Here is a 12,220-nt window from a genome sequence, read left to right on the forward strand (position 1 = left end):
TATCACATTGGAATCAGAGGGGATTTTGAAATCAATAGTTTTTAATTGAAAATTAATGTATATGATGATATAATGGTCAAAATGTTGAAACAAAAGAAAGAAAAATTTTATGAAGAATATAAAAAATATGATTGTTGTAGGTGGTTTGTGTTTATCGATTGCTTGCAGCGCTGTTTTTACATTGTCTCCAATGACAGTATATGCTATAAATACAATAGAATATGAAACTGAATATATGGAACCGATAGAAGAAAGTGATTATCTTGTAAATCAAAATTCACGTAATATTTTTACAAAAATTGCAAAAAAAGCAGTAAAAAAAGCTATAAATAATAAGGCAAGATTAGTTAATTTTGCTGAAAAGGTGGCTGGTAAAACTGTAGCAAAAAATGTAAATAAATTTTTTACACCTATAACAAGAGCATTAAAACCGTTATTATAATGGTCGGAAATACCAGGGCAAGCTGTTTACGATGCTATTTTTAGAGCAATTATTAATGCAGGTGGTAGTAGGTCTGTTGCGGCTAATGTGGCAAATGCTGTTAGAGAAGTATCAGAATGGACATTATTTTAATATGAGAGAAGACGATTATAAATTATCAATGGAAAAATTATATCAACAAAATAAATTGTTGATTTCGGCTTTATATGAAATATATGGAGAAGAAATTCAGTCAACAAGTTTATTTTGTTTAGAACATGATATTTCTTTTCTGACAAGGAACAAAATTATGATGGTTTTAAATAAGTATTCAATGCAGCATACAATGTCTGAATATTTATTTTGGAAAGAAAAGATATATTCAGAAGTAAAAGATTTTCCAAATTTGGATAATTGTGAATTTAAAAAAATGCTTTTGTTGTTTTGGAAAGATTATGTAATTACAGATGAATAACTATTAGAGATGCATATAAAATGCAAAAGAAGGACGGATTGTTCGATAGATTAGATTTCAGAGGATTGTTCGATAGATTAGATTTCGTCTTGTCTTTTTCCGAATAATTAGGTATAATACATGAGAACACGAAGAAAAGGACTAGTATGTAATATACTTATATTGAGAGAGGAAGAGACTGGTGGAAATCTTCTTATAAGATATTATTGAATTCACCTTGGAGTGCGGCTAATCCCCGCCGTAACACTGACGTTATAAGTGATAAAGTGCATATAGTGTATACTATATGAATTTAGGATGGTACCGCGATTTAAGTCGTTCCTATTGGAACGGCTTTTTAATTTTTTAAGGAGGAAAGTTATGGATGAATTATTAAAAATCCAGGAAGAAGCACTTGCTAAAATTTCTGCATGTGCTGATGCGAAAGAATTAAATGACTTACGTGTATTCTATCTTGGTAAAAAAGGACCTATTCAGGCTGCTATGAAATCAATGAAGACTATGGCTCCTGAAGAAAGAAAAACATTTGGACAGGTTTCAAATAAGACTAAACAGGAAATTGGACAGGCTATTGAAGAAAAGAAAGCTTATTTAGAAGAAAAAGCTTTAAATGAACGTTTACTTGCAGAAGATATTGATATCTCTTTACCAGGTAATCGTTTACCAGTAGGATCTGTACATCCTTTAACACGTGTTAAGGAAGACTTAGAAGAATTATTCCTAGGTATGGGATATAAGGTAGCTGAAGGACCTGAGGTAGAATCAGATCATTTCAACTTCGAATTAATGAACTTACCTAAAGGACACCCTGCAAGAGATATGCAGGATACATTCTATATTGATGAAAATACATTAATGAGAACACATACTTCTCCTGTACAGGCACATGTTATGTTAGAAGCTAAGGGTAAAGGTCCTATCAAGGTTATCTGCCCTGGTAAGACATACCGTCGTGACGATGATGATGCCACTCATTCACATCAGTTCATGCAGTGTGAAGGACTTGTCATCGATAAGAATATCACTATGGGTGATTTAAAGGGTACATTAGATGTTTTCGCCAAGAAAATGTTTGGTGAAAAGCGTGAAATTCGTTTAAGACCTTCTTATTTCCCATTCACAGAACCAAGTGTAGAAGTAGATATCTCTTGTGCCAACTGTGGTGGTAAGGGCTGTGCTATGTGTAAGGGTACTGGATGGATTGAAGTATTAGGTGCTGGTATGGTCAACCCTCATGTATTAGAAATGTGTGGATTTGATCCTAAGGAATACCAGGGATTTGCATTTGGTATCGGACTAGAAAGAGTTGCTATGTTGAAATATGACATTAATAATATCCGTGATTTCTACAATAATGACTTAAGATTCTTAGAACAGTTCGAAAGAAAGGAGTAGTATATGTTAGCTAGTTTACATTTATTAAATAGATATGTGAAAGTAGATGATCAAGATCCTGCAGAACTCGCAGAAAAGATCACTCGTATTGGATTGGAAGTAGAAGGACAGGGACCTCTTGCGAAAGGGACTAAGCTTGTTGTTGGTTATGTAAAGGAATGTATTGAACATCCTAATTCTGACCATCTTCATATCTGTCAGGTAGAAACTGCCCCTGGTGAAGTAAGACAGATTGTCTGTGGTGCACCTAATGTGGCTGCTGGTGAAAAGGTTATTGTGGCATTACCAGGATGCGAACTTGAAGGTGGTAAGATTTCTTCAGGTGCTATTAGAGGCGAAAAGTCTGATGGTATGATCTGTTCTATTGCTGAACTTGGATTAGATAGTCGTTTATTAAAAGAAGAAGATAAAGCTGGTATTCATGTATTACCAGAAGATGCACCAGTAGGTACAGAAGCACTTTCTTATCTTGGTTTAGATGATTATATTCTTGATATTGGTTTAACACCAAATAGAGCTGATTGTATGGCTATGCAGTCTCTAGCTTATGAAGCAGCTGCTGTATTAGGTAGAAAGGTTACTTTACCAGAAATCAAGAAATATCCTGAAGAAAAGAGTGAAATTGAAGTTCATGTAGAAACTCCTTTATGCTCATTCTTTGGTGCTAAATTGGTGAAGGGTGTAACAACTAAAGAATCACCTAAATGGATGCAGAATGCACTTCTTGCATCAGGTATCAAGCCTATTAATAATATTGTAGATATCTCAAACTTCGTCATGGTTGAAACAGGTCAGCCTATTCATATGTATGACTATGATAAGCTTGTAAAGAAGGCTTTCGTCATCAAGACTGGATTCAATCAGAAGGCTGTTCTTCTTGATGAAAATGAATATGAAATCTTACCTGAAGATGTTATTGTATCAACTGATGATGGCATTGGCTGTGTTGCTGGTGTTATGGGTGGTAATGACACTAAGATTGATGACAATACAAAGAATATCGTTATTGAAGCAGCTACTTTTGATGGTGCTGCATTAAGAAATACAGCAAGACGTATGAACTTATTAACAGATGCATCACAGCATTATATCAAGGGTGCTATTGATACAATGAGTTCATTAAAGGTATTAGATCGCTGCACTGATTTATTAGTACAGTATGCGGATGCTGAAACTATTTATGAAACAGTACATACACCTCTTGATGAAACAAGAAAAACTGTTACTATCGAATTATCAAGAGTAAACGGCTTACTTGGTACTTCATTAACTGTAAAAGAAGTATCTGATATCTTCGATAGCTTATGCTTTGAATATACATTAGAAAATGAATTATTTACTGTAACTGTTCCTACATATCGTAATGATATTACTATGGATGCAGATTTAGTGGAAGAAGTCGCACGTATCTATGGATATGATAATCTTCCAACTACTTTGCCTGTCATGAATATGACAGACGGTGTCTTAACACCAAAACAGTCTAAAGAACAGTTAATTAGACATACACTTGTAGACCTTGGTTTACATGAAACATTAACTTATACATTAACAAGCGAAGCAACTGTCAATGAATTCAACTTATTCCATTCTTTAGACAATACAGTTAAGTTAATGAGTCCTTTAGGTGAAGAAAGAAGTGCTGCAAGAAAATCACTTATTGGTTCTCTTTTACAGACAATTCATTACAATAATGCACATTCAAATAAGGATGTTAACATCTTTGAAATTGCGAATACATATTCTGACAAGGAAGTATCTAACTTAGCAATTGCAGTAAGTGGAGACTATGTCAATGTTCCTTGGATGGGCAAGAAGGAAGCTGTTGATTTCTATCTTGTGAAAGGTTTTGTAGAAACATTATTCAAGAAGTTATGTGTTGAAGAATCACGTTATACTTTTGAAAAGGTAGAAGCAGACAATAAGGACTTCCACCCAGGCAGAAGTGGTTATATCAAGATGGGTAAGGAAATTGTAGGTGTCATTGGACAAGTACATCCTGCAAAAGCAAAGGCTTATGAAGTCAACGATACATATGTGGCAGAATTGAACTTAACAGCTATTCTTGCATTACGTACTCGTGCTTTAAAATTCAAAGCCATTCCTCTATATCCTGCAGTATCTCGTGATATCGCTTTAGTTGTTGATTCAAAAGTACCTGCTGCAGATGTTGTTAAGACAATCAAATGTGCAAGCAAACAGCTTGTAAAGAGTGCAGAAGTATTTGATGTTTATGAAGGTGAACATATGGAAGAAGGTAAGAAGTCATTGGCTATCTCACTATTATTCCAGGATCCATCTCGTACATTAGATGATGCAACAATCAACTCAGCTATGGAAAAAATTCTTGAAGCCTGCAAGAAGGACCATAATGCCGTGTTAAGAGGTTAAGATCATTGCTTACACTGATCTTTTTTTCTTATGAAACTGATCTTTTCAGATTTAGATGGAACACTTCTTCATAGTGATAATACACTTTCTCATACGACATTACAGGCTATAAAGAAGGTGTATGCACATGATGATTTGTTTATTCCTATTTCTTCAAGACTTCCTGAAAGTATTCGCTTATTTGTCCCTTATAAAGCACCTCTAGTAGCCCATAATGGAGCAATGATTATTTTGAAGGATAAAATCATCTCTTATACAATACCAACGGATATTGTCTATGATATATGTTCATATTGCGATGATTTAGATTGGAACATTTATGATGGAGATAACTGGTATTCTACAAATCAATATTTTAAAGATCATGCAATAGAAGAGTCTTATATTGGTAAGGTATCAACTAAGATAGGGCTAGAAGACATTAAAAAAATACAGACCATTCATAAAATAGTCTGTATTGGATCTATTGATCATGTCACTTCTTATTTAAAAGAAACATATCCTTCTTTACATATTACTCGCAGTGCTTCCTATTATCTGGAAATCACACATAAAGAAGCCACTAAAGCTAATGCGATTCAAGCAGTAGCCAATCATTATCAAATTCCATTAGAGAATACCATCGCTTTTGGAGATTATTATAATGATGAAGATATGCTAGAAATGGCAGGGGTCAGTTATGTCGTAGACAATGCCCCTGATGACTTAAAAGAAAAAGCAGATCATGTTACTTTGAGTAATAATGATGATGGTGTTGCTTTTATTTTAAATCAATTTTACGATAAGGAATCGCTTTAATGGTTTCTTTAAAGAAACCAGAATCTACTAAATCAAGAAGTTGAGCCCCTCTTTTTTCAATATCTAAAGCAGGATGCTTATGCTTTGTGATGTTAGTGATGATTTGATATTCTGTATTCTTTTTAGCTGTTTTAATATAACGCTGTCCTTTAGTAGATAAGCCTAGGATATGAATATAATCAATATCCATGGCTTTTTTTATTTCCTCTTTTGTATTATGAAGAAGAATATGAATAAGCATTCTTTGTATTCTGCTTCTTGTATAACGTTTACTTGTTAAAGCATTGATGAGTTCCTCTAAATTGCAGGTTTCTTGATTCACTTTATACAAGCGGTCATCCAAACCTTCTTCAATCATATGAAGCCCTTCAAGAGGAGTAAAGGTAATTAAATACTTTAAATAGGGATAGAACTCTTCTAGCGTAAAGAAATGAGAATCTTTATAAGTTTCATATCCAGGTAGTTGATGGGCTACATCAATTCCATGCTTCAACGCAATACGTAAAGAAGTTGCGCTGGAAATTTGTTCAATATCTTTTGCATGATAATCATTAGTACGCTTAATACAATGCATAGAAATAGGATAATGATGATGAACCACCTCTTTGACATAACTTAATCCTAATAAGTCATTAGGTGTTCTCACTTCCTTATTTAAAATAAACTGTAAAGCTTGATTACAAGCATCAGGATAACGTAATCCATCCTTCATACCTTCTTTAACTTTCATATTGTAAGTATCAGGGTCTTGCTCAATACCTTCAGCTATTTCTATGAATGTCTCTATATTGCCATCCTCACTGCCAAATACAAGATCAGTCACGCCCATTTCATGAAGTAATGTTACGGCACCTTTCGCAAAATAATCTGCACTCTGACAGGCATAAACAAGAGGAAGTTCTATAACGATATCTATGCCTTCTTCTATTGCGATTGCGGCTCTTTTTTGATAACTGATCATTGCAGGTTCCCCTCTTTGTACAAAAGAAGAACTCATAACGCATATCGTTAAATCAGGCAAAATTAGTTTTTTAGCTTCTTGAAGATGTAAGCGATGTCCTAGATGATAGGGGTTATATTCTGTAATAATGCCAAGAATTTTCATGGAATCACCTCAAAAAGTATTTTATCATAATGGACTGATAATACAAATAATGATATACTTTTTGTATTAGGAGGATTATTAATATGGCTTTAGAATTTAGATATGATACACAGTTATTAATTGATGGTCATGACTTAGATGAAGATGAAATCAATGATTACATTACTGAACATTTTAAAGGAGACTGCCTTCTTGCAGTAGGTGATGAAGACTTAATTAAAATTCATTTCCATACAAATGAACCATGGCAGTTATTAGAATATTGTTCTACTTTAGGTGAAATCTATGACATCGTTGTAGAAGATATGGATCGTCAATCTAGAGGTCTTAAAGGATAACTTTCATCTTTGATGAAAGTTTTTTTATAACTATGTTTGGATTAGGTACGATTATTAATTGCAGTGCTATTATTATAGCTGGTATTGCAGGGATGTTTTTTGGAAATCATCTTAAAGAATCAATGCAGAATACATTGATGAAAGCAGATGGAGTCGCTGTCATTTTCATAGGTATTGCTGGGGGATTAAGTAAGATGCTGGTGATTAAGAGCGGATCTATCGAGACAACAGGAACAATGATGATGATTATTTCATTGTCATTCGGTGCTGTAATAGGAGAATTGTTAGATTTAGATGGTAAGATGACGCATTTTGGTGAATGGCTGAAGATAAAAACAGGTAATGCAAAGGATCATAAGTTTGTAGATGGTTTTGTGACAGCTTCATTAACAGTCTGTATTGGCGCTATGGCTGTTGTTGGGGCTATTGAAGACGGGGTTCATGGAAATCATTCTATTCTTTTCGCAAAAGCAATACTTGATTTTGTGATTATTCTTGTGATGAGTGCCACCCTTGGGAAGGGATGCTTATTTGCTTTTGTGCCTGTTGGATTATTTCAGGGAATAATTACTCTTTTATCAAGTATGATTAGTCCCTATATTATTGCTTCTGCCATGAGTGCACTTTCTTTTATTGGTTCAATACTTATATTTTGTGTCGGTGTTAATCTGGTACTTGATACAAAAATTCGTGTCGCTAACCTTTTACCAGCTTTAATTGTTGCTTGTATATGCACTGTTTTTCCATTGTAAGAAACTTTTACTTGCATTTCTTTTTGTTTTTTGTAGAATATTTATGAGGAGTGACGGCGATGGAAAACAAGATTCGATTAAGTCCTAAAAGAATTCTTAATAAAGAATTTTCTATTGAGACAAAAGGATATAGCGCAAATGAAGTAGATAGTTATCTTGATATTGTGAAAGAAGATTATCTGAATTTTCAATCTATGTTGAATGAATCTTATGATGAAATTGAAAGTCTTCAAAAAGAGAATGCAGCTTTGAGAAGAAAACTCAATGAATTATTAAGAGAAAGACAGGATCAAAGAGATAATGCACACGTCATGGAAGAGAGCTTGAATAACAATGTCGATGTCCTCAGACGTATTTCTCAATTAGAAAGAGAAGTCTATCATAAAAATAAAGATTAATATAGTCTGCGAGAACTGATCGCTGGAAACAGAGGAAAGTCCGTGCTGCCACTATCTGAGATGATAGTAGTGATCGTGCTGAGGCCAATAACCTCAGGCAGAAATGACAACGGTGAACGCCTAAGTCGTAAGATATGGAACTAGCCATAAAGTGCCACAGAAACGAATACTGTTAGAAATGACAGGGTGAAAAGGGGTAAACTTCGCGAGGCAGAAACCCAAATTTTGGTAGGGGAGTCTAGCAAAAGGAATTGAACGGATGCTAGGTAGAGAAATCTAAGATAAATGATGAGTTGAAAAACAGAACACGGCTTATAAGAGCAGACTCATAGATGGTTTCCATTGGGAACCGTCTTTTTTTGTGTATCTATAATAGTTGTAAAATGACACTATTTGTGGTTAAATAGACTTGATATGAATGCAAGGAGGCTTAGAGATGAATATTAGTGAAATAATTAAACAGAAAAGAGAGGAAAAAGGATTATCTGTGGAAGAATTATCTTCTCAGACAATGCTTTCAATCGCAATAATTAATGATTTAGAAAATGGCAACTTTGACCATTATCAGGGTGAAGAAGCCTATATGAAGATGTATTTAAGAAAAATCTGCCGTGCTCTTGATATAGATGAAAAAGAAGTGCAGAATGAATATTTAAATTTAACTCAGAAAATTGAGTTAGAAGAATTACAGGAAGCAGAAGCACAAAGTGAGCATGCAAAGAAAAAGTTATCTGCAGATGAGGAAAAAGCAAAAGCTTTCCGTTTTGAAAAGCCTTCATTTACAAATAATAAAGGTGTAGTAGGTGATAAGAGTCATTTGAATGTGATTAGAGTAATTATTATTATATTACTTGTTGCGATGATTTTCTGTGTAGGTTTCTTTGCAATCAGTAAAACAAAGTCTAAGGCAAATGTACCATCATTTACAAGTAATCAGCAGACAGCGGCAGGTGAAGTGACTAAGAAGCCTTCTAAAAAGAAAACTGAAAAGAAGAAAGAAGAAGAAACTGTACCTGCAGTGACTTATACAAGAAATAGTGATTTAAATTATAATTTTAAATTAAAGGATCCAAATGCACAGACTTTTAAATTAAAGGTTGAATATTCTAAGAAGTGCTGGGGTAGTCTTTATGTGAACCGTAGTAAATACACTAAGTTTGAAGGTAAGGTTTATAATGAAGGCGACAGTGTTGAAGTAACACTAAATACAGCAGACTTTAGCACATTAAGACTTGTAAGTGGTGAACAGTCTGGTGTTAAGGTATATGTGGATGATGTAGAAGTTCCATTAACTGATGAAGAAAAGGCTGAAACAGGACTTAAATATACTAATTTAACATTGGAGAAGTAAGATGAATTTACCAAATCGTTTAACAGTAACACGTTTATGTCTTGTGCCAGTATTTATCGCATTATATTTATGTCCTTATTTTACAGATATCAGTGTGCCTCAGATTCATATTCTCTTTACTGATATCTCTGTCATTCAGTTATTAGCTTTTATTGTATTTTTAGGAGCATCTCTTACAGACTTTCTAGATGGTTATCTTGCAAGAAAAAATCATCTTGTCACTACTTTTGGTAAGTTTGTGGATCCTATTGCGGATAAGATGCTTGTAAATTCAGCACTTATTCTTCTTACTTGGAACAATAAGATGTCAGTCATTGCCTTAATCGTTATGCTTTTAAGAGATACTTTCGTGGATGGTGTACGTCTTGTTGCATCTAGTTCTAATAGAGTTCTTGCTGCTAGTATTTATGGAAAACTTAAGACAGTCACTCAGATGGTGGGTATTTGTCTTCTCTTATTAAATAATCCAATCTTTGCACACTGGGATATCCCATTTGCGAATTATGTCATTAATATCGCAGCATGTGTTTCATTATTATCTGGTATTGATTATTTCTGGAAGAATAGAGATTTAATCATGGAGAGTATGTAATATGGAAGATTTAGTGAGATTATTAATAAAAAAGAATGTAACAATTTCTAGTGTTGAAAGCTTTACAGTAGGAAATTTTGCGGCAACTCTTGGATCAGTTCCAGGAGTTTCTGCTGTTTATAAGGGAAGTCTTGTCAGTTATCAGACAATTATTAAGCATCAGGTATTAGGTATCCCACAGGAAGTGATTGATACCTATGGTGTAGTATCGAATGAAGTAGCCGGTCTTATGTGTATCAATGGACAGAAGATGTTTGATACAGATCTTTGTATTTCATTTACAGGTAATGCAGGTCCGGATGCTATGGAAGGCAAGAAGGTCGGTTTGATTTATATTGGAATTGCCTATAAGGATGAAGTTCATACATATGAATATGAACTAGAAGGCAGCCGTAAACAGATTGTAGAGCAGGCTCTTGCAATCGGAAAAATGAAGATTTCTGAAATTTTGAAGTAATTTATAAATAATTGTCGTATGAATATGTATGGAGGTATATGTTTATGGCGAAGGAAAAGAAAACTGCAGTCAAAGATACTGATGCAGCATTAGATGATGCAATCAGTCAAATTGAAAAGAAATTTGGTAAAGGGTCTGTTATGCGTCTTGGAGACCGTACAGCAGTGGATGTAGACGTCATCCCTTCAGGCTCTTTAACTCTTGATAAAGCATTAGGTATTGGTGGTTACCCTAAAGGCCGTATTATCGAAATATATGGTCCTGAATCAAGTGGTAAGACAACTCTTACATTACATGCGATTGCCCAGGCACAAAAGCAGGGTGGTAAAGCAGCATTCATTGATGCAGAACATGCTATTGATCCTATTTATGCAAAGAATTTAGGTGTTGATATTGATGAATTGATTCTTTCACAGCCAGATAGTGGTGAACAGGCATTAGAGATTGCTGAAATGTTGGTGCGTTCTGGTGTGATTGATTTGATTGTTATTGACTCGGTTGCAGCTCTTGTTCCACAGGTGGAATTAGATGGTGAAATGGGAGATGCAGCAGTTGGTTTACAGGCACGTTTGATGAGTAAAGCTTTAAGAAAGCTTTCAGGTGTTATGAATAAGACAAACTGTACAGTGATCTTTATTAACCAGCTACGTGAAAAGATTGGGGTTATGTATGGGAATCCAGAAACAACAACAGGTGGTCGTGCCTTGAAGTTCTATTCTTCTGTACGTGTAGAAATTAGAAGAAGTGAACAAATCAAACAGAATGGCGAAATCATTGGTAATAAAGCCAATATCAAGGTTGTTAAGAATAAAGTAGCACCTCCATTTAAGACAACTCAGGTTGATATTATCTATGGTAAAGGTATTTCACGTGATGGTGAAATTCTTGATTTAGCAGTAGAAGGCGATATTGTAGAAAAATCAGGCGCCTGGTATGCTTATAATGGTGAGAAGATCGGACAGGGAAGGGAAAATGCGAAAAACTTCCTTATCGAACATCCAGCTATCTTTGAAGAAGTGGAAGAGAAAGTCAAAGCACAGCTTTTTGGCACTGAAGAAGTGGCTGAAGCTGTAGAATAGTCTCGTTTAATAGGCGGAATATTCCGCCTTTTTGTGAAGTGTGGTGGAAAATATGAAAAAAACAGAACAGCTTATAATCAATACATTCCTAGAACTTGTTGATGAAAAACCTCTCGATAAGATCACGATTCAGGATATTGCGAATAAATGTGGTATTAATAGAAATACCTTTTACTATCATTTTGATGATATTTATTCTTTAATTGAATCTGTCTTTAATAATCATGTGATTACCATTGAACGGATGTTTGAAGAAGGTGCTTCCTGGAGTGAATGTTCTGAGGTTGCTTTGAATTTTTTAGTGGAAAATCATCGTGCCATTAGACATATTGCGTTTTCAATGAACCGTAATCAGTTAGATCATTATCTGTACGTAGTATTTAAAAGAATATTTACAGAATATTTATTGGATAACTTTATTGTGGATATATCAGATGAAAAATTTGATAATCTCATATTGTTTTACACATATGCGATTATGGGATGCATAGATCATAATTTTATTGAAAACAACAATGGTATTGAATTAGAAGCACTTCTAGATAAGTTTAATACCACATTATTGATGACAAATCCCCTTAAAGCAAGTAAGCAGTCCAGATAGAAGACTGCTTTTTTACGTTAATGTATGATTGAAAAGTGAATATAAATACATTATAATATAACTA

13 protein-coding genes, 1 other RNA gene, 1 pseudogene and 1 other annotated feature are annotated in these 12,220 nt (G+C 34.2%); of the genes and pseudogenes, 14 read left to right on the top strand and 1 reads right to left on the bottom strand.

The genetic code is table 11. From position 1 onward, the window contains the following. The first annotated feature begins 235 nt into the window (after window positions 1-235). The 5 genes and pseudogenes from QVO42_RS10520 (at window position 236) to QVO42_RS00135 (ending at window position 5,480) form a co-directional block, all read left to right on the top strand. Window positions 236-574, top strand: a pseudogene (locus QVO42_RS10520) (YqxI family protein). Beyond that, window positions 498-896, top strand: coding sequence for a hypothetical protein (locus QVO42_RS00120; RefSeq protein WP_288163494.1), 399 nt, complete (start codon window positions 498-500; stop codon window positions 894-896). Before QVO42_RS10520 ends, QVO42_RS00120 begins: the two are co-directional and overlap by 77 nt. Window positions 897-1,018: 122 nt before the next feature. Then, window positions 1,019-1,222: a binding site (T-box leader), on the top strand. Between the two features lie 34 nt (window positions 1,223-1,256). Further along, a complete protein-coding gene (gene pheS / locus QVO42_RS00125) occupies window positions 1,257-2,291 on the top strand; it encodes a phenylalanine--tRNA ligase subunit alpha (RefSeq protein ID WP_022424171.1) in 1,035 nt (344 codons plus the stop codon). 3 nt (window positions 2,292-2,294) lie between these two features. Further along, entirely contained in the window at window positions 2,295-4,682 is a 2,388-nt protein-coding gene (gene pheT, locus QVO42_RS00130) for a phenylalanine--tRNA ligase subunit beta (RefSeq protein ID WP_022424172.1), read from the top strand. 30 nt (window positions 4,683-4,712) lie between these two features. Beyond that, on the top strand, window positions 4,713-5,480 hold the full coding sequence (locus QVO42_RS00135) for a Cof-type HAD-IIB family hydrolase (protein WP_022424173.1): 768 nt from the start codon (window positions 4,713-4,715) through the stop codon (window positions 5,478-5,480). On the opposite strand, the gene QVO42_RS00140 is transcribed toward QVO42_RS00135, so the two are convergent. After that, entirely contained in the window at window positions 5,443-6,585 is a 1,143-nt protein-coding gene (locus QVO42_RS00140; RefSeq protein ID WP_022424174.1) for a nucleotidyltransferase, read from the bottom strand. The two genes, QVO42_RS00135 and QVO42_RS00140, sit on opposite strands and share 38 nt — an antisense overlap. Before the next feature lie 83 nt (window positions 6,586-6,668). Here QVO42_RS00140 and QVO42_RS00145 point away from each other — a divergent pair, with 83 nt between their 5' ends. The 9 genes from QVO42_RS00145 (at window position 6,669) to QVO42_RS00185 (ending at window position 12,156) form a co-directional block, all read left to right on the top strand. Beyond that, window positions 6,669-6,923 (top strand): fatty acid kinase subunit FakA-related protein, encoded by a 255-nt coding sequence (locus QVO42_RS00145; RefSeq protein ID WP_006505469.1) that lies wholly within the window; start codon window positions 6,669-6,671, stop codon window positions 6,921-6,923. Window positions 6,924-6,955: 32 nt separating this feature from the next. Further along, complete coding sequence (locus tag QVO42_RS00150; RefSeq protein ID WP_022424175.1) at window positions 6,956-7,675, top strand: DUF554 domain-containing protein; 720 nt, start codon at window positions 6,956-6,958, stop codon at window positions 7,673-7,675. 59 nt (window positions 7,676-7,734) lie between these two features. Further along, window positions 7,735-8,073: a DivIVA domain-containing protein gene (locus QVO42_RS00155; RefSeq protein WP_022424176.1), complete on the top strand. Its 339-nt coding sequence runs from the start codon at window positions 7,735-7,737 to the stop codon at window positions 8,071-8,073. Between the two features lie 11 nt (window positions 8,074-8,084). Next, window positions 8,085-8,389, top strand: an RNA gene (gene rnpB, locus QVO42_RS00160) — RNase P RNA component class B. A gap of 120 nt (window positions 8,390-8,509) precedes the next feature. Further along, window positions 8,510-9,424 (top strand): helix-turn-helix domain-containing protein, encoded by a 915-nt coding sequence (locus QVO42_RS00165; RefSeq protein WP_022424177.1) that lies wholly within the window; start codon window positions 8,510-8,512, stop codon window positions 9,422-9,424. Between the two features lies 1 nt (window position 9,425). Continuing rightward, entirely contained in the window at window positions 9,426-10,016 is a 591-nt protein-coding gene (pgsA, locus tag QVO42_RS00170; RefSeq protein WP_022424178.1) for a CDP-diacylglycerol--glycerol-3-phosphate 3-phosphatidyltransferase, read from the top strand. A 1-nt stretch (window position 10,017) separates the two neighbouring features. After that, the gene (locus QVO42_RS00175; protein ID WP_022424179.1) at window positions 10,018-10,473 is read left to right on the top strand and encodes a CinA family protein; all 456 of its coding nucleotides are present in this window, start codon (window positions 10,018-10,020) and stop codon (window positions 10,471-10,473) included. A 38-nt stretch (window positions 10,474-10,511) separates the two neighbouring features. Then, complete coding sequence (recA, locus tag QVO42_RS00180; RefSeq protein ID WP_502685359.1) at window positions 10,512-11,552, top strand: recombinase RecA; 1,041 nt, start codon at window positions 10,512-10,514, stop codon at window positions 11,550-11,552. Between the two features lie 52 nt (window positions 11,553-11,604). Further along, window positions 11,605-12,156, top strand: coding sequence for a TetR/AcrR family transcriptional regulator (locus QVO42_RS00185; RefSeq protein WP_022424181.1), 552 nt, complete (start codon window positions 11,605-11,607; stop codon window positions 12,154-12,156). Window positions 12,157-12,220 lie beyond the last annotated feature (64 nt).

It is taken from the genome of Catenibacterium sp. CAG:290 (genome assembly GCF_000437715.1).
Taxonomy (GTDB): Bacteria; Bacillota_I; Bacilli_A; order Erysipelotrichales; family Coprobacillaceae; genus Catenibacterium; species Catenibacterium mitsuoka_A.

Bases quoted from the DNA above. Each gene is read 5' to 3' on its own strand.
- QVO42_RS00120 (WP_288163494.1), top strand. From the start codon at position 498: ATGCAGGTGGTAGTAGGTCTGTTGCGGCTAATGTGGCAAATGCTGTTA.
- pheS (WP_022424171.1), top strand. From the start codon at position 1,257: ATGGATGAATTATTAAAAATCCAGGAAGAAGCACTTGCTAAAATTTCT.
- pheT (WP_022424172.1), top strand. From the start codon at position 2,295: ATGTTAGCTAGTTTACATTTATTAAATAGATATGTGAAAGTAGATGAT.
- QVO42_RS00135 (WP_022424173.1), top strand. From the start codon at position 4,713: ATGAAACTGATCTTTTCAGATTTAGATGGAACACTTCTTCATAGTGAT.
- QVO42_RS00140 (WP_022424174.1), bottom strand. From the start codon at position 6,585: ATGAAAATTCTTGGCATTATTACAGAATATAACCCCTATCATCTAGGA.
- QVO42_RS00145 (WP_006505469.1), top strand. From the start codon at position 6,669: ATGGCTTTAGAATTTAGATATGATACACAGTTATTAATTGATGGTCAT.
- QVO42_RS00150 (WP_022424175.1), top strand. From the start codon at position 6,956: ATGTTTGGATTAGGTACGATTATTAATTGCAGTGCTATTATTATAGCT.
- QVO42_RS00155 (WP_022424176.1), top strand. From the start codon at position 7,735: ATGGAAAACAAGATTCGATTAAGTCCTAAAAGAATTCTTAATAAAGAA.
- QVO42_RS00165 (WP_022424177.1), top strand. From the start codon at position 8,510: ATGAATATTAGTGAAATAATTAAACAGAAAAGAGAGGAAAAAGGATTA.
- pgsA (WP_022424178.1), top strand. From the start codon at position 9,426: ATGAATTTACCAAATCGTTTAACAGTAACACGTTTATGTCTTGTGCCA.
- QVO42_RS00175 (WP_022424179.1), top strand. From the start codon at position 10,018: ATGGAAGATTTAGTGAGATTATTAATAAAAAAGAATGTAACAATTTCT.
- recA (WP_502685359.1), top strand. From the start codon at position 10,512: ATGTTTATGGCGAAGGAAAAGAAAACTGCAGTCAAAGATACTGATGCA.
- QVO42_RS00185 (WP_022424181.1), top strand. From the start codon at position 11,605: ATGAAAAAAACAGAACAGCTTATAATCAATACATTCCTAGAACTTGTT.